This is a genomic window from Prauserella marina, from assembly GCF_002240355.1.
Classification (GTDB): Bacteria; Actinomycetota; Actinomycetes; order Mycobacteriales; family Pseudonocardiaceae; genus Prauserella_A; species Prauserella_A marina.
Map to the genome: position 1 here is coordinate 5,836,446 of NZ_CP016353.1, position 25,885 is coordinate 5,862,330.

At 66.0% G+C, this 25,885-nt stretch carries 28 protein-coding genes and 1 tRNA gene; 13 read left to right on the forward strand and 16 right to left on the reverse strand.

Annotated elements, in window-relative coordinates; translation table 11 throughout:
* Positions 1 to 25 precede the first annotated feature (25 nt).
* Both BAY61_RS26920 and BAY61_RS26925 read left to right on the forward strand, forming a co-directional pair.
* Complete coding sequence (locus BAY61_RS26920; RefSeq protein ID WP_091809153.1) at positions 26 to 2,020, forward strand: SDR family oxidoreductase; 1,995 nt, start codon at positions 26 to 28, stop codon at positions 2,018 to 2,020.
* A gap of 168 nt (positions 2,021 to 2,188) precedes the next feature.
* Positions 2,189 to 3,316 carry a cell division protein DivIVA gene (locus BAY61_RS26925; RefSeq protein ID WP_245865459.1) on the forward strand — a complete coding sequence of 376 codons (1,128 nt, stop codon included), beginning with the start codon at positions 2,189 to 2,191 and terminating at the stop codon, positions 3,314 to 3,316.
* Positions 3,317 to 3,371: 55 nt separating this feature from the next.
* Here the strand turns inward: BAY61_RS26925 and BAY61_RS26930 are convergent, their stop codons facing one another.
* A complete protein-coding gene (locus BAY61_RS26930; RefSeq protein WP_091809152.1) occupies positions 3,372 to 4,370 on the reverse strand; it encodes an ABC transporter substrate-binding protein in 999 nt (332 codons plus the stop codon).
* A 50-nt stretch (positions 4,371 to 4,420) separates the two neighbouring features.
* Positions 4,421 to 5,785, reverse strand: a complete 1,365-nt coding sequence (locus BAY61_RS26935) for a PP2C family protein-serine/threonine phosphatase (protein WP_091809150.1) — start codon at positions 5,783 to 5,785, stop codon at positions 4,421 to 4,423.
* A 252-nt stretch (positions 5,786 to 6,037) separates the two neighbouring features.
* Between BAY61_RS26935 and BAY61_RS26940 the strand changes: the two genes are divergently transcribed.
* The 3 genes from BAY61_RS26940 to BAY61_RS26950 all read left to right on the forward strand — a co-directional run bounded on the left by BAY61_RS26940 (position 6,038) and on the right by BAY61_RS26950 (position 7,845).
* The gene (locus tag BAY61_RS26940; protein WP_091809148.1) at positions 6,038 to 6,397 is read left to right on the forward strand and encodes an STAS domain-containing protein; all 360 of its coding nucleotides are present in this window, start codon (positions 6,038 to 6,040) and stop codon (positions 6,395 to 6,397) included.
* Positions 6,398 to 6,411: 14 nt separating this feature from the next.
* A complete protein-coding gene (locus BAY61_RS26945) occupies positions 6,412 to 6,789 on the forward strand; it encodes an ATP-binding protein (protein ID WP_091809146.1) in 378 nt (125 codons plus the stop codon).
* Positions 6,790 to 6,873: 84 nt separating this feature from the next.
* Positions 6,874 to 7,845 carry a LysR family transcriptional regulator gene (locus BAY61_RS26950; RefSeq protein WP_143021440.1) on the forward strand — a complete coding sequence of 324 codons (972 nt, stop codon included), beginning with the start codon at positions 6,874 to 6,876 and terminating at the stop codon, positions 7,843 to 7,845.
* Positions 7,846 to 8,042: 197 nt separating this feature from the next.
* Here the strand turns inward: BAY61_RS26950 and BAY61_RS26955 are convergent, their stop codons facing one another.
* The 3 genes from BAY61_RS26955 to BAY61_RS26965 form a co-directional block, all read right to left on the reverse strand.
* On the reverse strand, positions 8,043 to 8,813 hold the full coding sequence (locus BAY61_RS26955; RefSeq protein ID WP_091809143.1) for an SDR family oxidoreductase: 771 nt from the start codon (positions 8,811 to 8,813) through the stop codon (positions 8,043 to 8,045).
* Between the two features lie 61 nt (positions 8,814 to 8,874).
* Entirely contained in the window at positions 8,875 to 9,879 is a 1,005-nt protein-coding gene (locus BAY61_RS26960) for a zinc-binding dehydrogenase (RefSeq protein ID WP_211323628.1), read from the reverse strand.
* A gap of 88 nt (positions 9,880 to 9,967) precedes the next feature.
* Positions 9,968 to 10,540 carry a peroxiredoxin-like family protein gene (locus BAY61_RS26965; RefSeq protein WP_091809459.1) on the reverse strand — a complete coding sequence of 191 codons (573 nt, stop codon included), beginning with the start codon at positions 10,538 to 10,540 and terminating at the stop codon, positions 9,968 to 9,970.
* Positions 10,541 to 10,609: 69 nt separating this feature from the next.
* Between BAY61_RS26965 and BAY61_RS26970 the strand changes: the two genes are divergently transcribed.
* Positions 10,610 to 11,227 carry a TetR/AcrR family transcriptional regulator gene (locus BAY61_RS26970; RefSeq protein WP_091809140.1) on the forward strand — a complete coding sequence of 206 codons (618 nt, stop codon included), beginning with the start codon at positions 10,610 to 10,612 and terminating at the stop codon, positions 11,225 to 11,227.
* On the opposite strand, the gene BAY61_RS26975 is transcribed toward BAY61_RS26970, so the two are convergent.
* Together BAY61_RS26975 and BAY61_RS26980 are read right to left on the reverse strand one after the other, a co-directional pair.
* The gene (locus BAY61_RS26975) at positions 11,201 to 11,800 is read right to left on the reverse strand and encodes a GNAT family N-acetyltransferase (protein WP_091809457.1); all 600 of its coding nucleotides are present in this window, start codon (positions 11,798 to 11,800) and stop codon (positions 11,201 to 11,203) included. The genes BAY61_RS26970 and BAY61_RS26975 overlap by 27 nt on opposite strands.
* A gap of 26 nt (positions 11,801 to 11,826) precedes the next feature.
* Positions 11,827 to 12,651: an AraC family transcriptional regulator gene (locus BAY61_RS26980; protein WP_245865461.1), complete on the reverse strand. Its 825-nt coding sequence runs from the start codon at positions 12,649 to 12,651 to the stop codon at positions 11,827 to 11,829.
* 116 nt (positions 12,652 to 12,767) lie between these two features.
* On the opposite strand from BAY61_RS26980, the gene BAY61_RS26985 reads away from it, so the two are divergent.
* From BAY61_RS26985 to BAY61_RS27000, 4 genes are all read left to right on the forward strand, one after another.
* Positions 12,768 to 13,217 (forward strand): nuclear transport factor 2 family protein, encoded by a 450-nt coding sequence (locus BAY61_RS26985; RefSeq protein ID WP_091809456.1) that lies wholly within the window; start codon positions 12,768 to 12,770, stop codon positions 13,215 to 13,217.
* Positions 13,218 to 13,379: 162 nt separating this feature from the next.
* The gene (locus BAY61_RS26990) at positions 13,380 to 14,489 is read left to right on the forward strand and encodes a serine hydrolase domain-containing protein (RefSeq protein WP_091809137.1); all 1,110 of its coding nucleotides are present in this window, start codon (positions 13,380 to 13,382) and stop codon (positions 14,487 to 14,489) included.
* Between the two features lie 106 nt (positions 14,490 to 14,595).
* Positions 14,596 to 14,934 (forward strand): ArsR/SmtB family transcription factor, encoded by a 339-nt coding sequence (locus BAY61_RS26995; protein WP_091809135.1) that lies wholly within the window; start codon positions 14,596 to 14,598, stop codon positions 14,932 to 14,934.
* Positions 14,931 to 15,401, forward strand: coding sequence for an SRPBCC domain-containing protein (locus BAY61_RS27000; RefSeq protein ID WP_091809133.1), 471 nt, complete (start codon positions 14,931 to 14,933; stop codon positions 15,399 to 15,401). The genes BAY61_RS26995 and BAY61_RS27000 overlap by 4 nt, the downstream gene beginning before the upstream one ends.
* Before the next feature lie 39 nt (positions 15,402 to 15,440).
* Here the strand turns inward: BAY61_RS27000 and BAY61_RS27005 are convergent, their stop codons facing one another.
* Positions 15,441 to 16,046, reverse strand: coding sequence for a dihydrofolate reductase family protein (locus tag BAY61_RS27005; protein ID WP_245865463.1), 606 nt, complete (start codon positions 16,044 to 16,046; stop codon positions 15,441 to 15,443).
* Positions 16,047 to 16,101: 55 nt separating this feature from the next.
* On the opposite strand from BAY61_RS27005, the gene BAY61_RS27010 reads away from it, so the two are divergent.
* Positions 16,102 to 16,755, forward strand: a complete 654-nt coding sequence (locus BAY61_RS27010) for a winged helix-turn-helix transcriptional regulator (RefSeq protein ID WP_211323629.1) — start codon at positions 16,102 to 16,104, stop codon at positions 16,753 to 16,755.
* A 58-nt stretch (positions 16,756 to 16,813) separates the two neighbouring features.
* Here the strand turns inward: BAY61_RS27010 and BAY61_RS27015 are convergent, their stop codons facing one another.
* Together BAY61_RS27015 and BAY61_RS27020 are read right to left on the reverse strand one after the other, a co-directional pair.
* Positions 16,814 to 17,956, reverse strand: coding sequence for an ABC transporter permease (locus tag BAY61_RS27015; protein ID WP_091809128.1), 1,143 nt, complete (start codon positions 17,954 to 17,956; stop codon positions 16,814 to 16,816).
* Positions 17,956 to 18,852: an ABC transporter ATP-binding protein gene (locus tag BAY61_RS27020; RefSeq protein ID WP_091809127.1), complete on the reverse strand. Its 897-nt coding sequence runs from the start codon at positions 18,850 to 18,852 to the stop codon at positions 17,956 to 17,958. Before BAY61_RS27020 ends, BAY61_RS27015 begins: the two co-directional genes overlap by 1 nt.
* A gap of 313 nt (positions 18,853 to 19,165) precedes the next feature.
* Between BAY61_RS27020 and BAY61_RS33165 the strand changes: the two genes are divergently transcribed.
* Positions 19,166 to 19,501 carry a hypothetical protein gene (locus BAY61_RS33165; RefSeq protein WP_143021439.1) on the forward strand — a complete coding sequence of 112 codons (336 nt, stop codon included), beginning with the start codon at positions 19,166 to 19,168 and terminating at the stop codon, positions 19,499 to 19,501.
* 62 nt (positions 19,502 to 19,563) lie between these two features.
* Here the strand turns inward: BAY61_RS33165 and BAY61_RS33170 are convergent, their stop codons facing one another.
* The 4 genes from BAY61_RS33170 to BAY61_RS27045 form a co-directional block, all read right to left on the reverse strand.
* Positions 19,564 to 19,881 carry a type II toxin-antitoxin system Phd/YefM family antitoxin gene (locus tag BAY61_RS33170; protein WP_170140294.1) on the reverse strand — a complete coding sequence of 106 codons (318 nt, stop codon included), beginning with the start codon at positions 19,879 to 19,881 and terminating at the stop codon, positions 19,564 to 19,566.
* Between the two features lie 290 nt (positions 19,882 to 20,171).
* Positions 20,172 to 20,248 (reverse strand) — tRNA-Leu (locus BAY61_RS27035).
* Positions 20,249 to 20,274: 26 nt separating this feature from the next.
* Positions 20,275 to 21,597: an NAD(P)/FAD-dependent oxidoreductase gene (locus tag BAY61_RS27040; RefSeq protein ID WP_091809119.1), complete on the reverse strand. Its 1,323-nt coding sequence runs from the start codon at positions 21,595 to 21,597 to the stop codon at positions 20,275 to 20,277.
* Positions 21,598 to 21,680: 83 nt separating this feature from the next.
* On the reverse strand, positions 21,681 to 22,388 hold the full coding sequence (locus BAY61_RS27045; RefSeq protein ID WP_091809118.1) for a uracil-DNA glycosylase: 708 nt from the start codon (positions 22,386 to 22,388) through the stop codon (positions 21,681 to 21,683).
* A gap of 32 nt (positions 22,389 to 22,420) precedes the next feature.
* Here BAY61_RS27045 and BAY61_RS27050 point away from each other — a divergent pair, with 32 nt between their 5' ends.
* Complete coding sequence (locus BAY61_RS27050; protein WP_091809116.1) at positions 22,421 to 23,914, forward strand: S10 family peptidase; 1,494 nt, start codon at positions 22,421 to 22,423, stop codon at positions 23,912 to 23,914.
* Between the two features lie 53 nt (positions 23,915 to 23,967).
* Here BAY61_RS27050 and BAY61_RS27055 read toward each other — a convergent pair whose 3' ends face one another.
* Both BAY61_RS27055 and BAY61_RS27060 read right to left on the reverse strand, forming a co-directional pair.
* Entirely contained in the window at positions 23,968 to 24,825 is an 858-nt protein-coding gene (locus tag BAY61_RS27055; protein WP_091809114.1) for a hypothetical protein, read from the reverse strand.
* A gap of 96 nt (positions 24,826 to 24,921) precedes the next feature.
* On the reverse strand, positions 24,922 to 25,875 hold the full coding sequence (locus BAY61_RS27060) for a Ppx/GppA phosphatase family protein (protein WP_091809112.1): 954 nt from the start codon (positions 25,873 to 25,875) through the stop codon (positions 24,922 to 24,924).
* Positions 25,876 to 25,885 lie beyond the last annotated feature (10 nt).

A 25,885-nucleotide genomic window follows, 5' to 3' on the forward strand; every position in this document is an offset into this window, starting at 1 on the left:
CACGGTGACACAAAGGGGCAGTTGCATGGCGAGGTATCTGGTGACCGGCGCGACGGGGCTGATCGGCCGTCATTTCACCCGGCTGCTGCTCGAAAGAGACGACACCGACAAGGTCACGCTGCTGGTCAGGGAGTCGTCGAAGGACCGGCTGGCCGGACTCGTCCGCGAGTGGCCGAACCGGGACAGGGTGGCGCTGCTGGTCGGCAACATCGGCGAGGACAAGCTCGGAGTCGGCGAAACGGCGCTGGCCGAACTGCGGGGCGAGGTCGACCACGTCGTGCACCTCGCGGCACTGTACGACCTGACGGCCGACGACGAGACGAGCGTCAAGGCGAACGTCGACGGCACCAGGAACGTCATCGAGTTCGCGGCCGAGCTGAGGGCCGGTTGTCTGCACCACGTTTCGTCGGTCGCGGTGGCGGGCGACCACCCCGGCATCTTCACCGAGGAGATGTTCGACGCGGGCCAACGACTGGTGACGCCTTATCACCGCACGAAGTTCGAAGCCGAGAAACTGGTGAGGGAGCAGCACGACGTGCCGTGGCGGGTCTACCGGCCCGCGGTCGTCGTCGGCCATTCGCAGACCGGCGAGATGGACAAGATCGACGGCCCCTACTACCTGTTCAACGCCATCAGCAGACTCACGTCGGTGCCGAATCTGCCGTTCGCGGGACCCGATGTCGGCGACACCAACATCGTCCCCGTCGATTACGTCGCGAAGGCCATGGTCGAGCTGGTGCCCCGAGCCGGGCTCGACGGCCGCACCTTCCACCTCGTCAACCCCGAACCGCAGCCGGTCGTCTCGGTGTACAACGCCTTCGCGAAGGCCGCGGGCGCGCCGAGGATCAACGTCGAACTGGGCGAGCGAGTCTCGGCTGGGCTCCTCGGCCTCGCCAAACTGAGCGAGCACGTACCGGGCGTCTCCATCGCCCGCGACGCCGTGCTTTCCCGCCTCGGCATCCCTCCGGTGATGCTGGCGACAGCCAGCTTCGCGCCGGTGTTCTCCTCGTCGGCGACGAGGAGGGCGCTCGCGGGGTCCGGTGTGGACGTCCCGCCGCTCGACGACTACGCGCCCGCGCTGTGGCGGTACTGGCGCGAGCACCTCGACCCGTTCAGGGCGCGCAAGCACGGACCGAGGGGCGAACTCGACGGCCGCAGGGTCGTCATCACCGGCGCATCCTCGGGTATCGGGAGGGCGACCGCGCTGCGGGTCGCGGCCGAAGGTGCCGTTCCGCTGCTCGTGGCACGCAGGAGGCCGGAACTGGAGGAGGTCCGCGACGAGATCGTGGCCGCGGGTGGCCAGGCCTCGGTCTATCCGGCCGACCTCACCGACGAGGAGTCGGTGCACAAGGCCGTCGACGCCATGCTCGCCGAGCACGGTCGCGTCGACATGCTCGTCAACAACGCGGGCAGGTCGATCCGCCGTTCGGTCCGCCTTTCCTACGACAGGTATCACGATTTCGAGCGGGCCATGGCGATCAACTACTTCGGCGCCGTCCGGTTGCTGCTCGCCCTTCTTCCGCACATGACGGAACGGAAGTTCGGGCACATCGTGAACGTGTCGTCGATCGGCGTGCAGGGCATCGCGCCCCGGTTCTCGGCCTATGTGGCCTCCAAGGCCGCCCTCGACTACTTCAGCAAGATCGTCGCCACCGAGACGCACGGCGACGGCATCACCTTCACGACCATCCACATGCCACTCGTGCGTACCCCGATGATCCGGCCGACGAAGATCTACGACGCGTTCCCGACGAAGTCGCCCGAGCAGGCGGCGGGAATGGTGGTCAAGGCGCTCAAGGAACGGCCGAAGCACATCGGCACTCCAGAGGGCTATCTCATCCAGGCCGCGTACGCGCTCGCGCCGGGCGTGGTCGACGCGATCGCCTATGAGGGCTACCGAATCTTCCCCGACTCCACGGCCGCGGGCGGGTCGGGCAGGCTGAACATCGGCAAGGGCGAACGGCACCTTTCCAGAGCGGCCACCGCACTCGTGAAGCTCACCCGCGGCTTCCACTGGTGATTTCACCCGAAAAGGGAAGCAGGGCCTCGACAACGGGGCCACGACACGAATCCACACTGGGTAATCGCCACATCGGCGGCAAAGGGAAATTCTGAGGTGGACAGACAACACACTTTCACCGGCCTGCCTGACAGTGACGACACCCCGTACGCGGGTACCGTCAAGGGTATGGCTTCTGAGCACGACAATCGGTTGTTGCCGCTGCGGCGGGAGTTCGCCCAGGCTTGGCACGGCTTCGACCGCAATCAGGTTCTGCAGTACGTCGATCACCTCGAAGCGCAGGTTCGCCGGATCATGGCCGACCGCGACTCCGCCATGGCTCAGGCAAGCACCCTTTCGCGTGAGCTGGAGAACGCGCGCCGCGAGACGACGAAGCTGCAAAACAGAGTCGAGGAGCTGAAGAAGCCACCGGAGCGGTTGGAAGATCTCGACGAGCGGATGCAGCGCACGGCGCACCTCGCCAACACCCGCGCGGAGGAGATCGTCGCGAGGGCAGAGGAAGCCGCGAAGAAGAACTGGGCGGAGAGCAGCAAGGTCTCGGCCAAACTGCACGAGCGCTACACGAAGCTGCTCGAAACGCTCGACGGCCACGCGGAGCAGTTGCAGCAGGAGCACGAGGACGCGCTCGCCGCCACCAAGGCAGAGGTCGCGAAGATGACCTCGGAGGCCGCTGAGAACAGGGCGCGCGTCGACTCGGAGGCCGAGCGCAAGCGGCGCACCATCGAGCAGGAATTCGACTCGAAGATGGCCGCCGACAAGGCAGCGCTCGAAAAGCACATCGCCGATCAGAAGACCGCGAGCAAGAACGCGGCGGAACGGCGGATCGCCGAGGCCACCACCGAGGCCAAGAAGATGGTCGACGAAGCCACGACCAAGGCCAAGCACATGATCAGCGAGGCGACGACGAAGTCGACGACGATGGTGGACGAGGCGACCACCAAGTCCACGACCATGGTCGACGAAGCCACCACCAGGTCGAAGACGATGGTGGAGGAGGCGACGGCAAAGGCGAAGAAGCTCGTCGAGGACGCGAAGAACGACGCCGACCGGCGCACAAAGTCGGCCAACGACACCGTCGCGAAGTTGTCCAAGATCCGCGAGGAGGCCCGCGCCCGGCTCAGGGAGGCCGACGAGGTGCTCAAGCAGGGCGAGTCGGCGCTCGTGCCGGTGGAGGACGAGGACACCGAACTCGACGACGTCCCCTCGGCCGGCAACGGATCGGCCAAGAACAACAAGAAGCCGAGCCCGGCACCGGCCGACCGGCAGCGGGCCTACTCTGGCAAGCGCGACACCTGAGGGATTCGTTCTCCGATTCCGGCCGCCTTTCCGCGAGGGAGGGCGGCCGGAATCGTCAGGTCACCTTCCGCGCCTTCTCCAGGTTCTCGGCGAGCTGGTTCAACGTCCTCGCCTGGGCGACGTAGTCCATGGAGGAGAACTCCCACGGGTAGAGCTGCCCCGACTCGGCGGCGGGCAGCTTCGCGAACGTGGGCTGCTTGCGCAGTTCCTCGGCGTCGAGGCCGTCGCGGATCGAGTACAACACGACGTCGGTGCGGTAGTCGCCGATGTTCTCCCAGCTCACCTGCCGCCAGTAGTAGCCGTCGCCTCCCGGGTCGGGGTATTCGAGGCCGAGTTCGGTGTAGGAGCGCAGTGCCGGGTCGTCGGGTGCCTTCGCGATGTGCACGCCGTCGCTGGGGTACGCGGCGATCGCCATGGCGCTCACCCCGGACGCGGTCGCGGCGCGCAGGCGGTCGGCTGCCGCGTCGTAGTCCTTCTTGTGCTTGTCGAGGGTCTGGCCGGTCACGCCGACGGCGGAGGCCAGTTCGGTCGTCCTCGCCACCACGTCCCGCGCGGTTCCGGTCATCGCGATCGCGACGATCGGCGCGATCGAGGCGATCGTCTCCTGCTGCTTGAGGTCCTTGAACCCGTACAGCGGTTTCTCCTTGTCGATGGTGCCCTCGCCGTCGACGGGGTAGGCGTGCGCGACGATGAGCTGCGGTTGAGCTGCCGCGAGTGCGTCGATGTCGATCTCGCCGTATGTTCTGCCGACCTGCTTGACCTTGCCGAGGTCCTTGCCCGCGAAGTTCACGTCGTCGTCGAGCGCGGTGTAGCCGAAGGAGGCGACCGGGGTCACGCCGTAGTTCCACAGCGAGGCGATGGCGTCGTTCAGTCCCGCGACGCGGGTGGGCATTCCGTCGAGCCGTGCCGTCGCCCCGACGTCGTCCGTGAAGGACCACGCGCCTGAACCGGAAGCGCCCGGCGTGGAGCCGCGTCCACACGCGGCGAGCAGGCCGGTGGCGGTGAGGGCGAGGCTGCCGCCGAGGAATCGCCTGCGGGTGAAAGCTGAAGGCATGGCGGTCAACTTAGCCAAACCTAACTACGAAGCAAAGAGACCGTGGGGTGTCACACTCCGAACCATCTGCACAGCAGCAGGCACACGTCGTCGTCGTGGTCTCCCGAATCCAGCATCGCGCGCAGGATGTGCTCGGCGACATCGGGGAGTGCGCCCTCGGCGTGCTCCCCGAGTACATCGGCCAGCTTCGCCATCCCGGTGTCGATGTCGCTCGACCGCCGCTCGACGAGGCCATCGGTGTAGAGCGCCACGATCGACCCTGGCTCCAGTTTCTTCTCGTGCTGCGGGATGTCCGAACTCGCGCTGATCCCCAGCATCGGCGCGTGGTCGACCTCCAGGTAGCGCACACCGGCCCCGTCGAGCAGTACCGGCGGCGGATGGCCAGCGCTCGACCAGCGCATCACGCCGGTCGCGATGTCGATCTCCGCGACGATCGCCGTCGCGTACAGCGCGCTCGTCCACCCCCTGAGCAGCTCGTGCACGAGCCGCAACGAGGTCGCCGGGCCATGCCCCTCCAGCGCGTAGGCACGCAACGCGTTCTGCAGTTTTCCCATCACGACCGCCGCGTCGAGCCCATGCCCGGTGACGTCACCGACCATGAGAACGACGGTTCCGTCCTGCCTGGTCACCGCGTCGTACCAGTCACCGCCGACGTGTACGCCCCTCGTCGCCGACCGGTATCTCGCCGCGAGATCGACACCCTCCTGATCGGCGAGAACGGGAAGCATCGCGCGTTGCAGTCGCTGCGCCAGCTCGTGCTCGTGTTCGTAGGCGGTGGCGTTGCGCAACCCCACCGCGGCCCTGTTGGCGACGCCTTGCGCGAGAGCGACGTCCTCGCTGTCGAACTCCTCCGAATCGCGGTAGAGGTCGAGCACACCGAGCACCCTCGGGCCGAGCCGCAGCGGTATCGAAACCCTGCCCGGTTCGCCGAAGGCCGCCTCCCTGCTGCCGAAGGCCCTGCTGGTGACGTGGTCGAGTCCACCTCCGCCTTCGTCCTGGCGGACCAGTTCGTCGTCGACGACCAGCCAGACCCGGGTGCGATCGGCGAAACCGTGCCTTGTCACGAGGCCGACAAGCTGGTTGAGCATTTCGGCGCTGTCGAGCGTGGTCGCGGCCGCCCTGCTGACGTCGTCGAGGAAGGCGGAACGCCGCCGCTGCCGCTCGATCTCGGCCCGCAGCGCAAGCAAGCCCGCGTTGGTCTCGGCGAGCTGAGACCGATGGAGGCGCAGCTGGCGGTCCTGCTCCCTGACCAGGCTCGCCAAGGCTTCCAGCGCCCCGGCAAGCGGACTGTCCTCGCCCGCGGCGTCGAGTTCCGCCGCGACGGAACTCCAGGTGATCGGCGGCGTGCTGGACGCGCGGAGCACCTGTTCGATTTCCGTACGAAGCTCCTCGGTCGAACGGGGTCGGCGGCTCATCGGCTCACCTCCTCCGAGAACAAGCGCGCCTGGTCATCCTGCCAGCACTCGCACCGTGACGGCAGTACCTCACGACTCGGGGTCCGCTCCCACCGCCGGCATCCACTATGCCGCTAAACCAGCGCGATCGCTCCCCGCTTTCTTTCGGCGACAAACCCTGCCGCGCCCTTCGCGCTGAGGATTCGCCTTCGTGCTGTCAGACTGACCGGAGCAGGGCTCGAACCAACGGGGCGACCCGGAAGAGGTCCGACGATGACCGACGGCCACCACGACGAATTCGCCGCGGATGGAAACCCACCGGTTCGCACAACCCTCACCGACGGAATCGGCCGGGTCACGCTGAGCGGCGACATCGACCACGGCGTGGCCCCCTTGCTGACCGCGGCGCTCGACGAACTCATCTCTTCCGGCGCGCGATCGCTGGTCGTCGACTTCGCTCAATTGTCGTTCTTCGATTCCGCGTGTATCAGCGCACTTGTCAGGGCACACTCCAGCGTGACGGAAAACGGCGGCACGGTGCGGCTCGTGAACGTGAACCGGTTCGCGATCCGCGTGCTGGAGATATCCGGTCTCGTGCCGCTTTTCGACATCGAACCAAGCGGAAAGTCATAGGAAGTCTCCGGAAAGTGCCTCACGACACCCTCCTGCGACTACGGCTCGACGACGAGCAGGTGATGCCAGGGCTCGCTCGGCGAGCCGTCGACGAGGTCATCGACCATCCCGATCCCGAGTGGCGAGAGTGCGTACTGCTGGTGGTGACCGAACTCGTCACCAACGCCATCGTCCACACGGCTTCCCCCTCGTCGCTCAGGGTGCGGCGCCGTAGCAACACGGTCCGCATCGAGGTCACCGACAACGAGCGGGCGGCCCCTTTTGTTCGCGCTCCGCGCTCGGACGAGGCCGGAGGAAGAGGAATGCTGCTCGTCTCGGCGCTCGCCGACGAATGGGGAGTCGAGCGGACGAACGAAGGCAAGGTCGTGTGGGCCGAACTGACCGAACGGTGACGGCGAATCCACGAACAGCGGGACAGTCGCCCCGGTTTGATAAAGAATCGGGACAACGCGTGAGCAACGGGGCGGGAGCTGTTGGTGGAACTCCGGGAGATAGAGGTATTCCTGGCTTTGGCCGATGAGCTGCATTTCGGCAGGGCGGCCCAGCGACTGCACGTCAGCCAGGGCAGGGTCAGCCAGACCATCAGAGCGCTGGAGACCGAAATCGGCGGCGCGCTTTTCGACCGCGCTCACCGCGGAGTCTCACTCACCCCGCTCGGAGTGCGGTTCAGGGAAGGCGCGAGCCGCGGCTACGACGAACTCACCACGACACTCAAGGATTGCCGGACCGCCGCCCGCGACATCACGGGGCAACTGCGGATCAGTTACCTGCCGAGCATCGGCAACGAGCTGGCGACGAGGGTCGTCTCGGCGTTCGAGGCACGGCATCCAGGGTGCACCGTCATCCTCAACACACTCCAGCTCCGCTACACCCTGAACCCGGAACCCCTGCTGGTCGAAGGCGGGACCGACGTCGCGCTCTGCTGGTCGCCGGGAGGCGACGGAAGATCCCTCCGGAACAACAGCGTCGTCATCGGGCCGGTACTCGCCGAGGTACCCCGTGCGGTGCTCACGCCGAGCGACCATCCGCTCGCCGCGAGGACATCGGTCACCCTCGACGACCTCGCGGACTACGAGATCATCAATCCGGCCAGCGCGTCCTCACTCCACAGGGATCTGTGGACACCGCGAGTGAGCGGCACAGGGCGAAGGCTCAAGCTCACCACCTCGGACATCGTCGGCCTGACCCATCGACCCGAACTGACGGCCGACGACGTGCTGACCCTCGTCGCTCGCGGGCACGGACTGCACTGCACCATCGCGACCCTGCTCGACCACATCCCGTTTCCGGGACTCGCGCTCATTCCCATCACCGACATGCCCCCGATGGCTCTCGTGCCGGTGTGGGCCGCGGCCTCGGAGAACGCCACGATCCGCGCGTTCGCCGATATCGCGGAGGAAACGGTCAAACCTCGCCGGAGAGGAACGACTCGAACGCGGAGCCATTAGCGTTCCTAATCAAAGGATGAGCAATTGCGCATTGCTCGACCTCCACCGGCTCCGGCAGACTCAACCACCGCTGAGTGCAACCAAAGCAGCATCCTGGTCGGCTCCGTGCCGCTCCGGTCTCGGGTCGGCAGTCACTCGGCTGGGGGTGTGGCTGCCGGCCCGATCCTCCTTTGTGGACTGCTTCGGTTCCGGCCCCTTCACGACAACGTGTTTCCTCCGTTGACGGCCAGCCGTTGTCCCGTGATGAACGCAGCCCTTTCCGAAGCGAGGAAGGCGACCGCGTCCGCGACATCGGCGGGCATCCCGAGATGGCCGAGTGGTACGTCCTTCGCGTAATCCCGCAACGCGCTTGCCGGAACGCGATCGTGCCGCTCGGTCGGAACCCAGCCGGGGGCAACGAGATTGACGGTGATCCCGAACTCGCCGAGCTCTCTCGCCCATGACCTCGTCAAGCCGAGCTGAGCGCCTTTCGCCGCGACATAAGCACTTTGGTTCGGCGCGCCGAGTTCGACGACCTCGGAACCGATCTGGATGATCCGTCCCCACCCTCGCTCCTTCATGCCAGGCAGCACTTCGGTGACGAGCAAGACCGGGCTCTTGGCGAAGAACACGAGCTGATCGAGCAGGTCCTGCCAGGTCAACTCGGCGACGGGAATCATGGGCTGTGGTCCCGTCGCGTTCAGCACCAGCGTGTCGACGGAACCCAGCCGCGCGACGACTCTCGCGTGCAGGTCGGCGACCTCGGCCTCGTCGGTGACGTCGGCGCCGAACACCTCCGCGCTGCCGCCGTCGGCGACGATCTCGTCCCTGAGCGACGTCGCGGCGTCAGCGCTGCTCGCGTAGTTGATCGCGACCGCGAAACCGTCACTGGCGAGCGCACGCACGATGGCCGCGCCGAGCCCTCTCGACCCTCCGGTCACAAGCGCGACCCCGCGCGACGTCCCTGTGCTGCCTTCCGGATCCCGCATCCGCACTCCCCTCACCGGCGCGGGCCAGATTACGCACCCGGCGAGCGGAGCGTCAGGGGCGTCAGGGCTTCAGTATGAGCCGGATCGGGTTGCCTTCTTTACGCAGCAGGCGATCGACGGCTTTCTCCGCGTCGGCCAGTGGCAGCACGTCGCTCACCGAGCGGGAGAAGTCGATGCGATGCCCGCTCGTGAGCTTCACGAGTTGTTCGACGTGTTCGGGTTGGGAGCCGTAGTGACCGAGAATCTGCTGCTTGAAATAGCTGAACGCGATGCCGTTGGTGATGGTGAGCGGCTTGTTGGTGAGCCCTGCGAGCACCAGCTTTCCTTCCGGCGCAAGACAGCCCACCGCTTGTTCCCTCACCGCGGCGACACCGGCGAAGTCGAAAGCGACGGCGAGCCCCGCACCCGCCGTCTCCTCGAAGACCCGTTCCCGCAAGTTCCCGTCATCGGGATCGAGGACGAGGTCGGCTCCGAAGCCGACGGCCCGCTCCCTCGCTACGGAGATCGGATCGACGGCGATGATCGGCGCGACACCCATCATCCGCAGCAACTGCACCGCGTGCGCACCGAGCCCGCCGACACCCCAGACTCCGGCCGCCTGCGCCGGTCTCGTGAAAGCCGTCGAGGTGATCGCCGCCCACGGCGTCGACACCGCGTCGGGAATGATCGCCGCCTGCTCGTAGGGCAGGTCGTCGGGGATGGAGACGAGCGTGCTCGCTGTCGCGACGGCGTATTCGGCCCAGCCGCCGTCGTAGTCGACTCCTCTCGTGAGCACCGTGCCGTCTGCGCGCGGCTCACCGGCTTGCAGCAGCACCCGCTGCCCCGGCCGCCAGCCGTTGACACCGGGGCCGAGTGCTTCGACGGTTCCCGCGACCTCGTGTCCGAGCGTCACCGTGTCGCCTTCGAGGTACAGCGGCGAAAGGGTTCCGTCGATGAGGTGCGCGTCGGAAAGGCACACACCGGCCGCCTGGACCTTGATGAGAACCTGACCGGCGTCCGGCTCCGGCTTCGGAACGTCGACGACCGCGAATTCCAGCGTGTCGGTGTTCAACCGCCCGGCAAGCATGCGCACCTCCGTTGTCGGTGACCTGCACAAGCACAGCAAGCTTGGCATTCGTACCACGAAGTCGCCCGGTCGCTGCCTGATCGGGCGACTACAGCTGGCTTCGCGGTGCGAGCGACGTCGCGAGCAGTTCGTCGACCTGCCATTGGTCGTCGGCGTGCGCACCGTATTTCGCCGCGACGATCTCACCGTCCGAGGCGATGAGGAAATCGGCCGGAAGGCCGAGCCTGCCGCCCTGTTGCCTGAGCGAGGGCACCGGTTCCTTGCGCTGGAGCGCTCGCCCAGTCGCCCGTGCGATACCGGTGACGATGCCAGGCCATGCCCGTGGATCGAGCAGTGCTCGCGGTGCCGACTCGACGCCGAACTCGCGGTAGAGCTCCTTCTCCGGGTCGGCGATCACCGGGAAGGGAAGTTCGGCGACGTAGGGCGCCAACTCCCCGGCGGGCGAGTGGAAGACGACCACCTCACCGATACCGTGCGCCTCGATCTCGGCATATCGCCGCTGGATCGACCGCAGGTGGATGTTGCAGATCGGGCAACCGGCGAACCGCCTGAATTGCAGGTGTACCAACCGTCCGCCGTCGGGAACGGTAATTCGTTCTCCCTCGACGGAAACAAGCGTGCGTTCCCCGACTCTCACACCGGGGCTCAATTGCTTCGCCATGATCACTCCCAGGTAGGCGTACGTCGTACACTAACCAACGTAGGCGTATGCAGTACATTGTCAAGCGCCATGCCTCGCCCTCGTTCTCTCGACAAGGACCGCATCGCCACGGCCGCGCTCGCCGTCATCGACGCGCACGGTCCGGCCGGCCTGTCCATGCGCGCCGTCGCCAACCAGCTCGCCATGAGTCCCATGGCCCTGTACCGCTACGTCGAGGACAGGGACGAACTGGAAACACTCGTCGTCGAGAAGGTGCTCGCCGAAGCCGACAGCGAACCGCCTTCGCGCGGTTCGTGGCAGGAACGCGTCGCCTACCTCATGGAGCAGGTGCGGGCCGCCGTTTCGGCACATCCCGCCGTCGTCCCGCTGACCCTCAGCAGAAGGCACAGCTCACCCTCGTTACGACGCTGGTCGGAAACGGTGCTGGGCGTCCTCACCGAAGCGGGGCTCGAAGGGCCGCGAAAAGCGGTCGCGCTGCGCTGCCTGCTTGGCTACCTCGTCGGCGCCATCCAGCTCGATCACCTCGGGCCGCTGGCGGGGCACGGGACCAGCGCGCTCGCGGACCTCCCCTCCGCTGAGTTCCCCTACCTTTCCGCCACCGCGCGCGAAGCGCGGCACCTCGGCGCGGAAGAGGAATTCGCGGGAGGACTCGCCATGGTGCTACGCGGGATCACCGACGATTCCTGAGCCATCCACAGTGGACTCGCCACGAGGGTCGGTCGCGAGGATCGCCATGGTGATCGCGTCGTGCCATTGCCCTTCCCAGAGCAGGGCGTCCCTGTGCACTCCCTCGCGGACGAACCCGCACTTCTCGTAAACACGCTGGGCACGAGGGTTGAAATCGAAGACCTCAAGACAAACGCGGTGCAGACCGGCGACGTCGAAGGCGTAGTCGACGGCCAGGCGCGTGGCCTCCGTGCCGAAGCCTCGCCCGAACACCTCTGGGCCGACCAGGGAGATCCGGAAGCTCACCGAGGCATTGGGTGCGTCGAGTTCGTCGAGCGCCGCCTCGCCCAGCACCTCGCCGTCCTCGGCACGCACGATGGCCCAGTCGGCCCTGTCGTGGTGGTCCTGCCTGGTCGCGAGCCAATCCCGGACCTCGTCTTCGGTGAACCGGTGATGAGTTCCGGTGAGGCGGATGCTTTCCGGGTCGGTGAGCATCGGCCAGATACCGTCGAAGTGCCCGCTGCTCATCGGTTCGAGCCGCACTCGACTTCCGGTCAAGACCGGCTGGCCGCGAAAGACGTCGGAACTGATCACTGACAAAGCCAAGCAGCGAGGCCATGTCAGGACAACTCGTTTTTGCCCCGGTCTTTCCACGCGATGTGGTCGACGGCGAGCCAGGTTTCCCCCGCCATGGTCGCCGGGGTGATACCGCTGAACGCCAGTACGTCCCTGTTCAGGTGGGACTGATCGACATAGCCGCTTTCGACGGCGGTCATGGCAGCGTCGGCCCCTACCGCGAGCCGGTGGACGGCATGATCAAACCGGACCAGCCGCGCCGCCCGCTTGGGTGACAGGCCGATCTGCTCCCTGAACCTCGACCACAGGCGTTTCCTGCTCCACCCCGACTCGCTCGCCAGTTCCTCGACGCGAACCCCGCCGTTACTGCCGAGAATGCGGCTCCAGGCAAAAGCGACCTCGGGGTCGGCGGAAGGCCCCTCCGCGATCCGGCGAGTGAGTATGTCGTCGGCGAGCGCGAACCGGTCCTGCCAGGACCGCACCTCGCCGACCCGTTGCCGGACACGGGCCGCAGCCGAGCCCCACAGGTCGTCGAGTGTCACCACCACGTGATCGAGTTCGGCCGAGGAGACACCGAGCACGGCAAAGGCAGCCAAGGGAGACAACCGCACCTGTACGCACTCGACGTTCTCGCCGCGTACCCGAACGGCGTCATGGGTGAACCCGGCGACGAGGCTCCCCCGCTGCTGCCTGCCTGTCGCCGCGTCCACCACGAGCGGCCCGTCCCCGAACTCCAGTACGAGGGTTACGGCGGGATGCGGGACCACCCTGACGTCGACGGGACCCGCGCCACGGTCGTGAAACCCGGCCATGCTCACGCCGGGCACCCTGCTGGGCCGTCGCGGCCGGACGACCTCCCACCTTGCCACCGAACAAGGCTCAGCCGATCCCATGACCTCATTATGTGGAACGACTGTATGGAACGCGCCAGGTGCGGGGAACATTCGTCCAAGACGCCGAAGCGAGCGGCGACGAGGCTGCGTTCATGAACAACAAGGCCATGAACAACAACAGCATCGTCGAGAACGCGTTCCTGGCGTTCGCCAGTCAGGACCCGGCCCGGATCGCGGCCGTACTCACCGAGGACGCCGAATGGTTGTCGCCGAGGTCGAACGCCACCGCGGTCGCGCTCGAAGCGCCGGATCACATGGTCGGCCGCGAGGCGATCGTGCGGTTCTTCTCCGAGGACTTCCCCCGCCTTTTCGTGCGCGACCTCGCGCTCACCGTCAACGGCCTGCACTCCGACGGCGAGCGCGCGACGCTGGAGGCGACCATGCGGGCGACGCTGGCCGACGGCATCCCCTACAGCAACGACTACTGTTTCGTCTTCGAACTCAGGGACGGACTGATCCACCGGATCAGGGAGTACGTCGACACGTCGAGAGGACACCGCTTGATCTTCGGCGCAGGGTCCCTGGAGCGTGCTGGTGACTGACGCCCTGCCGGTCGCGACGCGAAGAAGGTGACCGTTCCCGCTGGTCAAGACCACCGGCCAGAGATGGCCGCTCGACGACCTTCCTCAATCGCCGCACCGTCCCCACTCTGATGATCACGTCCGGCGCGGGGCCGGTCGGTCGATCTCCAAGGAGGATGACGCGTGGCAACGGTAATCAATCGCCGATGGCTCGCGGCGGTCGCGGGCGGCGTCGCGCTTGCCATCGCCGGGGCAGGGGCGCCAGCCGCGACGGCGCAGGACGAGCACGCGAACACACAGGAGGTACTGAACAAGTACCTTTCGGTCGGCGGGCCGGGAGCGGCCGTGTACGCGGGCGATGGTGACGAGTCGTGGACGCTGACGGCCGGAACCGCGAAGTTCGGCCAGAACCGGCCGATCGCGTCGAACGACCACTTCCGGATCGCGAGTCAGACGAAGACCATCGTGTCAGCGGTCGTCCTCCAGTTCGTCGACGAGGGCACGGTCGAACTGGACGCGCCGATCGAGCGGTACCTCCCTGGCGTCGTCACCGGCAACTACGACGGCAATGTCATCACCGTGCGCCAGCTCATGCAGCACACCAGCGGTCTGGCGAGGGACCCACTCGACGCGCAAGCCAACCCCGACGGCACCTACGAGCTGGCCGAGCTTGTCGGTGCGGCGATGGACGACGCACCGCTTGGTGAGCCGGGCGGCGACGTCAACTACTCCAACGTCGGTTACCACGTGCTGGGCATGCTGATCGAGGAGATCACCGGCCAGTCCGTGGGAGACGCGATCACCGAGCGCATCATCGAACCGCTGGGCCTTGAGAACACCTCGCTCCCCGAAAAGGGAGACCGGGCTCTCGCCGAGCCGTTCGTGTCGGGCTACACGGGCGGCCGGATCCCGCCGTTCGACTTCTGGCTGGACAACACGAATTCCGTTGAGCCGTCCTACTGGTCTTCGGCAGCAGGCATGACGTCGACGCTGGAGGATTCGACGACGTTCTTCCGCGCGCTGCTCGCCGGTGAGGTCATCTCGGACGCCGCGCTCGCGGAAATGCGCACGACCGTGCCGACCGAGCTGCCCGGCCCCATGGGCCTTGGCGGCAACGAGGTCGAGCTGTCGTGCGGCGGGACGTACTGGGCGAAGAACGGCGGGCTGCCCGGCTTCATCTCCACGACTGGTGTCACCGACGACGGCCGCTTCGCCTCGGTCGTCACGAACACCTTCTCCCAGACCGCCGCCGTCGAGTCCTTCAAGGTGCTCGACGCCGCGCTCTGCGACTGAGCCGAATCGGCGAGGCCGGGCCGCGCGCGAATGCGCGGTCCGGCCTTTTCGCGCCCGCAACACTTAGCCCTTGCGCTAAGTGTTAGGACGAGCAATACTTAGCCTCGTGGCACAGCATCTTGCGGAACTGGACGGGCTCTTTCTCGCTCTCGCCGACCCGACGAGACGGGCTGTGATCCACCGGCTCGGGCACGGGCCGGCAAGTGTCAGCGACCTGGCCCGCGAGGCCACGATGACACTTCCCTCGTTCATGAAGCACGTGCGCATGCTTGAGTCGAACGGCCTGATTCACACGGCGAAATCCGGGCGGGTGCGCACCTGCGTGCTCAACAGGGAACAGTTCGCCGTCGTCGAGGGCTGGCTGTCGCAACAGCGGCGGCTATGGGAAGAGCGCACCGACCGGCTTGAAAATTTCGTCACCACACCCAGGAAGGATCCGGCATGAACCCCGATCTCGATCTCAGCATCGAAAGAATCATTCGCGCGCCTCGCAAACTCGTGTGGGACGCGTGGACCAATCCGGACAACCTCGCACAGTGGTGGCTCCCATCGCCGATGCTGTGCCACGTCGACCGGCTGGAAGTCCGCCCTGGCGGCGCCTTCGTCACCCGCATGAGCGCCGACGGGACGGCGTTCACTCCACATCTCGACGCGAGTTTTCTCGTGGTGAACGAGTTCGAGCGGATCGTGTTCACCAACAGTGTCGACAGTGGATGGCGGCCCGCCAATCCCGAGCCCGTCGCGATGACGGCCGAGATCACGATGGACGACCACGCGGAGGGCACCGACTACCGGATCGTCGTTCGGCATGCCGATCCGGCGGCGAGGGAGCGGCACGCCGAACTGGGCTTCGCCGACGGCTGGGGCACGGTCGCCGACCAGCTCGCCCACTTCGCTGAAAATGTCAGGTAGAGCTCGCGCTTTCGCTCCAGCGCGGACGGTCGGTCGCCGCTAACGCGACCTCGTCCGGTAGGTCAGGAGACATACTCCGTTCTGGAATGTCTTGCTCCCCACCAGGTTCAGCCGCGGAATGCTACGTCCCTCGGGAAACAGCCTTCGCCCGAAGCCCTGGACCGCGGGATAGACAAAGAGCCGGTATTCGTCGACAAGACCCTGCTGAATCAGTGCATGGCACAACGAGATGCTTCCGGTGACGCCGATCTCGTTCCCTTCGGATTCTTTCAGCTCGGCGACGGCCTCAAGCCAGCCGGAACCGAGGACCACCGTGTTCCGCCATCCGGGTTCGGCGAGGGTCGACGACACGACATACTTGGTCTGCTTGTCCAGAATTTCGGCGATTCCCGTCGGATCGTCTTCCAATTCCGGCCAGTAGCCACGCATGTCCTCGAATGTCTTCCTTCCGAGTAACAGCGTGTCGCTCGCCGCGCTCTGCCGGTGGATCTCCGCCAGCATTTCCCTGTCGTCTTCGTTCGGATCGAACCAGTCCGTGAGGGTTTCCACCGAACCGTCGACGGTCATGTTCTGGGTGATGACGAGCGGACGCATATTTGACGCCTTTCCGTTAGCCGACAAGGAGAAACGACTGACGTCGGTCACGCCAGCTCGTGATACTATGATAAACATAGCATGTAGTCACGGAGGTGAGCTGACGTTGCCCAAGCGAGCGACGTACCGGGAGCACGGTGACGGATGCGCCGCCGCGCGAGCCCTCGACCTGATCGGGGACCGCTGGACGGTGGTCGTCATCCGTGAACTGCTGCTGCACCCGAAGCGTTTTCGAGAATTGCAGGACCTGCTGCCAGGAGTGACCCCCGCGGTCCTCGCCGCTCGGCTACGCGAACTCGGCGAAGGCGGGCTTCTCTCCCACACCCCGGACGACAATCCCGCCCGGTACGGACTAACCGAACAGGGCAAGGCATTTCAGCCGGTACTCGAAGAACTGGGCTGGTGGGCCTCCGGAATCGAGGTGGCGGACGACGACACGTCCTTGACGCCCAACGGCGTACTGCTGGCCATGCTCACGGTCGCACGGCGGCTTCCTCGTCGGTCCGATGTCCACTGTGAACTGACGCTCTACGACGACCGGCTCGCGAATCCCCGCGACTACACCTACTCGATCACCTGGACGCCAGCGAACCTCGCCGTCAGCGAAGCCCCCTCGAACGCGGCGGCTCCTCGGATGTCGTCCGGCCGCTTCGCGGAACTCCTCTTCGATGAACCGGTGCCGGACGCTCCCAGCGACAAGCTCCTGGCATTGGTCAAGGACTTCCGAGGGGCCAGATCCGGAATCGGCACCACCCGGTGATCGAAAGCGAAACGGGGCCCTGGCAAGGAATTGCCAGGGCCCCGTCACGTGCTCTTGTTCAGTCTGTTTTGGCCCATGCCTTGGCCAGCGACACCTTGCCGCCGGTGTGCAGGAGCGAGCCGGCGTAAAGTCGGCTGGCGATCAACACGATCGCGACGAGCGAGCCGACCAGGATTCCCATGGAAAGCAACGCTTCCCACACCTGAGCGTCACCGGTGAACATGCGCACCGGCATCGCGATCGCAGCGGAGAACGGAATGTAGGACAGCACGTTCATCACCATGGCGTTGTCGGAGAAGAACATCACCGCGAAGTAGGGTCCCATCACCAGCATCATGATCAGGCCCATGGTCGAGCCGAGGTCTTCCTGCCTGCTCACCACCGAGCCCGCGACTGCCCACATCGCGCCGAGCAACACGAATCCCAAGCACAGGAAGGGAACGAACCAGCCGAGCGCGGGTGCGATTGCCGTCAACAATTCGGACTGTCCACCCAGGTTCAACGCGATCGGTGCGGCAACAGCCAGCACCACCACCTGAATGATCGTCAACAGGGTGTGCCCCACGATCTTCCCTGTCAGCAACGCGCGCACCGGCACCGTCGCCACCAGAATCTCCACGATCCTGGTCTGCTTCTCGGTGACCGTGCTCTGCGCGATCGCCGTGCCACCCATGGCGAAAATCAAGAACAGCAACGAGAACACCATGATCACGAGTTGCTGCTGCCCCTGGCCGATGTCGGACTCCTCAAGCAGATCCACCGGAGGAGACGTCCCGAGCGCGGCGACCACGTCGGAGGGCGCATCGGACAACGCGAGCACCCGAACACCCGTCACCGACTCGCCGGTGGTGTCGGGAACGACGGCGGCTTCGACCTCCTCCGTACGAACGAGCTCTTCGGCCTCAGCGACACCGGCGGTCTCCCGCACGTCGAGATCGGCCTGCGTGAGCACGTTGGCGGCTTGTGGACCGACGACGGCGACGCTCGTCTGTCCTCCGCCGAACACCGAAGGCAGGATCGTCAGCGCGAACAGCCCGATCAGGGTGACGGCGAACCCGATCCAGAAGCCCTTCATCCGCATGAACGACTTCATTTCCCTTGCCGCGACCAACCTGGTCGCCGTGACGAACGACGTGCCGTCGCCATCCGTGTCGTGCTGCGCGCTCTCGTCCCGCTGAGCCTGCGGCGTCATCGTGGTCATCAGATCACTTCCTTGAAGATCTCGTCGAGCGACGGAACAACGGGGGCGAAGCTGCGCACCGCGCCACGTTCCAGCGCCGTCCGCAATACCCGCTGGTCCACCGACTCGCCGCCCGGCTCCACCTCGACGATGTCGAAGACGGCACGCGGACCGTCCACATCGATCACGTGAACCCCCGGCTGCCCTCGCAGCCAGCCCGCGTCGGAGTCCACAATCAACTCGAACCGGGTCGTGCCGTACCGCGAGCGCAGTTCCTCGCGGCCACCGGCGGCGGCGATCTCCCCCTTCGAGATGATCACCAAGTCGTCGCACAGTTGCTCCACCAGCGCCAACTGGTGACTGGAGAACAACACCGGAACCCCTTGTGCCGCGCGTTCCCGCAGCACTCCCAGCACTGTCTCAACGGCGATCGGGTCGAGTCCGGAGAACGGCTCGTCGAGAATCAACAACACCGGATCGTGCACCAGCGCGGCCGCGATCTGTGCTCGCTGCTGGTTCCCCAGCGAAAGCTCCTCCAGCTTGTCGTCGGCGCGTGACGACAGCTCCAACTGCTCCAGCAACCGGTCGGTGTTGCGCTGGGCATCCGCGGCGCTGAGGCCATGCAACTGGCCGAGCCACGCGATTTGCTCCCCCACTTTCATTTTCGGGTAGAGCCCACGTTCCTCCGGCATGTATCCGAAGCGCTGCCGCACGCGCTGGGTGACGGCGCGGCCCTGCCAGGTCACCGTCCCCGCCTGTGCGCCGAGCACCCCCAGCACGATCCGCATCGTGGTGGTCTTGCCCGAACCATTCGCCCCAAGAAAGCCAGTCATCCGCCCCGGGCGGACGTCGAAGGACACCCCGTCCAACACCTGGTGGTCGCCGAAACTCCGGCTCACCGAACTCACCGTCAACATGCAGACAAGATTATTGAGCCGAACCGGCCACCGCGTCCGGCGCGAGATCGATTCGCAGGGTCATCCTCACGACCCACACCGGGAGGACTCATGTGCTCGACCAGCGATTTCATCGTCAGAACCGGCTCAGCGGATCGCGCTGACCCTCATACCGGCGAAGGCTGATCGTCCGCCGGTACGACTCCCGCGTCCACCACGTGATGAGGCGCCGACGGGACACTCCGATGAGCGGATTCTTGCTCGCCAACCGTCGTGACGCGATCTTCGATTCCATTGTGGATGAACGCGGACCGTGAGGTTCGGCGGACAACCTGTGAAACTCGAAAAATACGACGGCGGCCGCCAACTATCGCCGTTCCCTCCGAAAGACCTGCTCCACGACCTCTTCGAGATGCGCCGTCACCTGGCGATCGCCGTGCAGGGCCAGGCGAGCCATCGCGAGGTCGTAACACTCGCTGTCGACACGCGTCGCCACTACCCACACGACCACAACCGTGCCGTCCGCTTCGACGCGGAAGACGATGCGGAACTGGCGATTTCCGACAACCAGCTTTCTGAACGTCGTAAGATCCGAGCCGAGCGGGCTACCACGCTGAGCCGGGTCGGTTCGCAGCTTCTTCAACGCCTTGAATACGAGAACCCGTTCTGAACCGTCCAACTCAGCGAGATCGTCAGCCGCCTCGGGCAGAAAGAGCACGCGGGCCATCCGGTTCAGCCTTCCTCGACCTCGTCGTCATCGAGATCGTCCAGGTCGACACCGAACCTGGCGGCGGTTTCTTCCAGCGAAAGTCGCTGCCCGGTATCAGTAGCCGACCTGACGAGCGCCAAAGCCAGGAGCTTGAGATCTTCCTCGTATTCTTCGACTCTTTGCAGTCGCTCGACCTTGTCGATACCGACGAGCACAGCGGCGGGCTTGTTGTTCTTGATCAGCACGAACTCCCGCCCTTCGCTGGCCTCGGCGACCAGCTTGGAGACGCCCTTGTTGTTGGCATCCGTAACACTGATGAGGTCGTTCGTGTCGATCTTCACTCGCCTCGCCTCCCGTCCACGCCACAACCATACCCAGGATTCTGGGCAGAAAAGTTGCCCTTTAGTCACGATCACACGAGCGGGCAAGTTGAGCCGGGGCAGCGTTGGACAACGCGACGACCGCAAGGAACCTTGATCCCCGCACGAGGCCCAGGTCGGGCGCAGTGGTTCGGCAACAAACGCGGCCGCCGACGCTCCGGAAGACGCTTGGTGCGGTTCCCCGCAATTCCAGGGATAAACTGGGAAATTGATCTTGCACCATTGCCCAGCAAACCACTGACCAGCAGAGATGGTGCCCCCGACGGGACTCGAACCCGCACTTGATCGATTTTAAGTCGACTGCCTCTGCCGATTGGGCTACGGGGGCATATGCAGCTTATGCCCCCGCAACCGTCATGACTTGGAAGCGCGGGCGAACTCTTCCTTCGGGTTGTTGATCTGCCCGAGCGAAACGACCTCGCGGCGCAACAGACCACCCAGCAACCAGTCAAGCATGATCCGGACTTTCCGGTTGAAAGTAGGCATCGCCTTGACGTGGTAGGCGCGGTGCATCAACCAGGCGAGGAAGCCCTTCACCTTGATGTTGAAGGTGTCCGCGACCCCCTTGTGGAGGCCGAGGCTCGCCACCGAGCCCACGTTCTTGTGGTAGTAGTCCACCGGCTGGCCACCACGCAGCGACTTGATCATGTTCTTCGCCAGGTGCCTCGCCTGCCGCACGGCGTGCTGCGCGTTCGGCGGGCAGGTCGCGGTCGGGTCCTCTTCCGTCCTGGAAAGGTCCGGCACGGCGGCGTTGTCGCCCGCCGTCCACACCTCGGGGTGTCCGACGACCTGCAATCCAGCCGTCGCCTGGACCCTGCCCCTCTTGTCGATGGGCAGGTCCGACTCGGCGAGTACCGGGTTGGCCTTCACACCAGCGGTCCAGATAATGGTGTCGCTGTCGAACTCGGTGCCGTCCGACAGCACGACGTGCCCGTCCTCGAACGACTTCGCCGCGGTCGAGAGATAGACCTCGATGCCGCGCTTCTCCAGCTGTTCCGCCGTCCACACGCCCAGCGTTTCGCGCACCTCGGGCAGGATCCGGCCCGCGGCCTCGATCAGCACCCACCTGATGTCCTCTGGCTGGATGTTCTCGTAGTACCGCGTGGCGAAACGGGTCATGTCCTCAAGTTCGCCGAGCGCCTCGATTCCCGCGAACCCACCGCCGACGACAGTGAAGGTCAACAGCCGCTTGCGCAGCTCCGGATCGAGCGTGCTCGCCGCCTCGTCCAGCTTCGTCAGGACGTGATTACGCAGGTAGATGGCCTCACCGATGGTCTTGAAAGCGATGCCTTGCTCGGCGAGCCCCGGAATCGGCAGCAGCCTCGCGACAGCGCCGAGCGCGACGACGAGCACGTCGTAGCTGAGCTGCTCGACGTGGCCGTCCGCCGCCTCGACCGTGACCGTCTTGCGGTCGTTCTCGATCTTGGTGACGCGCGCGGTGAGGACGTGACAACGTCGGAGCGCCCTGCGCAACGGCACCACCACATGCCGGGGCTCGATGGAGCCCGCTGCCGCCTCGGGGAGGAACGGCTGGTAGGTCATGTGCGGCTGGGGGTCGACGACGGTCACTGACGCCTCGTTGGCGCGGAGCTTCTTCTGGAGGCCCAGGGCCGTGTACAAGCCGACGTATCCGCCACCGAGGATCAGGATCCGAGTCGGTTCCGACTTGACTGCCATACACCCATGGTTGCACCGTTCCTCACGCCATGCTCACGGACCCTGGTTGGCTGTGACCAGCGTCGCCACGTTACGCAAACGATTCAGTCGAGGTCGGCGAGTGAGGCGCCTCTCGCAAGGACTTCGCGCAGCATTTCAGGGGTCAGCCTGCCGGTGAAGGTGTTCTGCTGCGACACGTGATAGCACCCGAGCAGGTGCAATCGCGAAGGACCTTCGAGGGTCACCTCGACACCGTGTCCGAACCGGGGGCGAGGCCGGGGCACGTCCCACCCCGCCCTGCCCAGCACGGGCAGCAACGCCTGCCAGCCGAAGCCGCCGAGTACGACGATCGCGCGCAGCGTCGGCCGCAACAGCTCCAGTTCCTCGGCCAGCCAGTGGCCACAGGTGTCGCGCTCCGCCGGCGTCGGCTTGTTCTCAGGGGGAGCGCAGTGCACGGGAGCGGTGATCCTGGTGCCACGCAGCGCCAGCCCGTCGTCCCTGCGCACGGACGTCGGCTGCGACGCGAGTCCCACGTCGTAGAGCGCCTTGAAGAGCACGTCGCCCGAGCGGTCCCCCGTGAACATCCGTCCGGTCCGGTTTCCGCCGTGCGCGGCCGGAGCGAGTCCCACGAGCGCCAGCGCGGCGTCCGGCCGCCCGAACCCGGGAACCGGTCTGCCCCAGTAGGTCTCGTTCGCGAAAGCGGCACGTTTCGTGGCCGCGACCCGCTCTCGCCATTCGACGAGGCGGGGGCACGCTCGGCACTCGCTGATTCGCTGATCGAGCCTGGCTAGCGAACTGGCTGTTGTGGCCACAACAGCATTGTGCACTGATCTAGGTTGGACACATGCCGGAGACCACGAAAGACGAGACCGACCTGAAGGCGAAGTCCGACGAGGACACGGTCGCTGACGACCCCATCGACGACCTCGTCACCACCCAGCACAGCCTGACCGTGAAACGGCGCAAGCTGGCCTACACCGCGCAGAGCGGCCGGGTGGTGCTGCGCAAGGAAGTGCTCACCGAAGGCAAGTTCGACGGCCACAAGCCGAAGGCCGAGGTGTTCATCACCGCCTACACTCTCGACGGCGCCGACCCCACGACACGTCCGGTGACCTTCGCTTTCAACGGCGGGCCCGGCTCGTCCAGCATCTGGCTGCACATGGGCGTGCTCGGTCCGCGCAGGGTCGTCTCCGGCGACGTCAACGACCCCGAACCGCCGCCATACCGGGTCGTCGACAACCCGGAAAGCCTGCTGGCGCACAGCGATCTCGTGTTCATCGACCCCGTCTCCACCGGCTACTCGCGGGCCGCGACCGGCGAGAAACCGAAGGACTACCACGGCTTCACGGCCGACATCGAATCCGTCGGCGAGGTCATCCGGCTGTGGACCTCACGCAACGAACGCTGGCTTTCGCCCAAGTTCCTCGCCGGCGAGTCCTACGGGACGCTGCGGGCAGCCGCCCTGGCCTCGCACCTGCAGGAACGACACGGCCTCTATCTCAACGGCCTGCTGTTGATCTCCTCCGTACTCGATCTGAGCACCGTGTTCTTCACCGAGGGCAACGACACCCCGTACTCGTTGTACATCCCGACCTACGCGGCGATCGCGCACTACCACGGCAAGCACGGCAAGCGTTCACTCGACGAGGTGCTGGCCGAAGCGGAGGAGTTCGCGAGCCGCGACCTCCCGTGGGCTTTGCGGCGCGGTGCCCGGTTGTCGGCGACGGAGCGGGCCGACCTCGTCAGCAGGCTCGCGACGCTCACCGGCCTTTCCGAGTCCTATGTAGACAGGGTCAACCTTCGCATCGAGCACGTCAGGTTCTTCACGGAGCTGCTTCGCGACGAAGGACTCACCACGGGAAGGATGGACGGCAGATTCACCACGTGGGAGCCCGACGGCGGCAGGGAGCACATGAGCGACGACGCGTCGATCTCCCGGATCATCGGCGCCTACTCGGCGGGCTTCAACCACTACGTCAGGTCCCAGCTCGAATACGCCAACGACCTGCCCTACGAGATCCTCGCGATCGACGTGGCGAGGGAATGGTCCTATTCGGACTTCGAGGGCCGCGCGATTTCCGCGGTGGCGAACCTCAGCTCCGCGATGCGAGCGAACCCGCATCTCAAGATCCACATCGCGCTCGGCCACTATGACGGCGCGACGCCCTACTACGCGGCGGAACACGTCATCGCTCAGCTTCAGCTCCCCGACGAGCTGCGGTCCAATGTGGAAACCGCGTATTACCCCGCAGGCCACATGATGTACGTCCACGAACCATCGAGGGTCCAGCAGTCGAAGGATCTCGCCGCGTTCGTGCGCTCCGCGAGCAACCGCTGAGCTGAGGGCCGGTGCCTTCGCCGGCACCGGCCCTGCTCAGGCGGGTGAAAGCCTCAGCTTTCCACGACCACACGCGCTTCCGCGTCGACCACGAGATGCTCTTCCGGACCCAGCGCGAGGCGAACCAGATCGTGCCTGCGCTGACTCATCGTCGTGGGCGATGTTGCCCAATCCTGTTCCATCGCTTTGTCTCGCGCGGGCAGTTGCGCGGGGCCCGCATCGTGCCACCGGGTTTCGGCAAGCAGCTCCCACAGACGGCTGTCCAGATTTCTCAGGTATGCCTTGAGCTGTCCGCGTCCGCCCACCTGCCGGATCAGCGCGCGACGATTCCGGTTGTAGTTCCTCGACGCGGTCAGGTACGCGAGCGTGTACTCGGCCCTGGCCAGCTGCAGCTCCTCAAGGGAGGCCGAGCTCTCTTCCACCGGCCCCGCCAGACCCGCCCGTTCCTCGACCTGCTCCACCAACTCCTTGGCGAGGTTGATCAGATCCCACTCCACGTCAAGGCGTCTACCACGGCCCGTGGCGCGAGCAAGCCGCTGATGATTCGCCGGGTCACGACACCAAGCCCGAATCCGGTGGCCCTCCGCGATGCGTGCGTCCAGCTCCGCCACCCGCTTCTCGCGCCACAAAGAGGCGAACTCGGGCGATTCGAGCCGCCGAAGAGTCAGCGCCTGTAACTGGGCATCCACGCGATGCACCGGTACCGACACCACCGCACAATGGGCGCAGTCGTAGTTCGCCGAGGTACCAGGACTCCACGAGGCGGCATCGCCATGGCCGCCGCGCAACGGACGTCGGCAGGAGCCGCAGTACAGGAGCCCCGTACCTATGGTCATCCTGCTGCCGGACCCGTCCCTGGCACCGACCGCCTTGAGTACCTCGATGACCCGCTCGGCCGTCAGTTCGTCCACGTGTGCCCCCACTTGATCGACAGGGAAGCTAGCAAACAGCAGCAAACGGGACAAGCCGCCTGAGCGTTCGCGAGCTGCCGGTCTCGACGGTCCCTCTCAGGCGAGTGAGAGCGCGATGCCGTCGAGGATGTCGTGCTCGCTGACCACGAGTTCGGTGGGCCCACCTCGCTCGGCGAGCTGTTCGGCGAGCACCTGCACGATGAGCGAACCGCCGCCGATGACGTCGACCCTGCCGGGGTGGATCACCGGGTTCGCGGCCTTGCGCTCGTGGTCGGCAGCGAGCAATTCCGCCGCGATGCGATCGATGTCCCCGCGAGCGAGCCGGGAAAGGTGCGTGCGTTCCGAGTCGTACTCCGGCAGCTCCTGAGCGACAGCCGAGAGGGTGGTCACCGTTCCGGCGACCCCGATCCACGTGCGGGCCTTGGAGACGTCGACCGCGGCGAACGCGTCGTCGAGCACCTTGGTCGCCAGCGCCCTGCCCTCCGCGACCTCCTCGTCGGTCGGCGGATCGCCGTGCAGGGTCCTTTCCGTGAGCCGGACGCAGCCGATGTCCACGGAGCGCGCGGCAAGCACGTCGGCACGACTGCCGTCCCACGTTCCCAGCACCAGCTCGGTGGAGCCGCCGCCGACGTCGACGACGAGGAACGGCCCCTCGTCGGAATCCTGCTCGCCGACGGCGCCGGTGAAGGACAACCGCGCTTCCTCGTCGCCGGAGATGACCTCGGCCTGAACTCCGAGCACATCCCTTGTCATGGCGAAGAACTCGTCCCTGTTGCTCGCGTCCCTCGTCGCGGACGTCGCGACCATGCGGACCTTCTCGGCGCCCTTGCGCCTGGCCGCGATCGTGTAGGCGACAAGCGCCTCCCTCGTCCGCTCCAGCGCCTCGGGAGCGAGCTTGCCGGTCGCGTCGACCCCTTGGCCGAGGCGCACGACTCGCATCTCCCTGTGCAGGTCACGAAGGTCGACGGTGCCGTCGTGGCGATGGGTCAGCTCGGCGACGAGCAGGCGAATGGAGTTGGTTCCGCAGTCGATGGCGGCTACGCGGGGCATGCGGCCAACC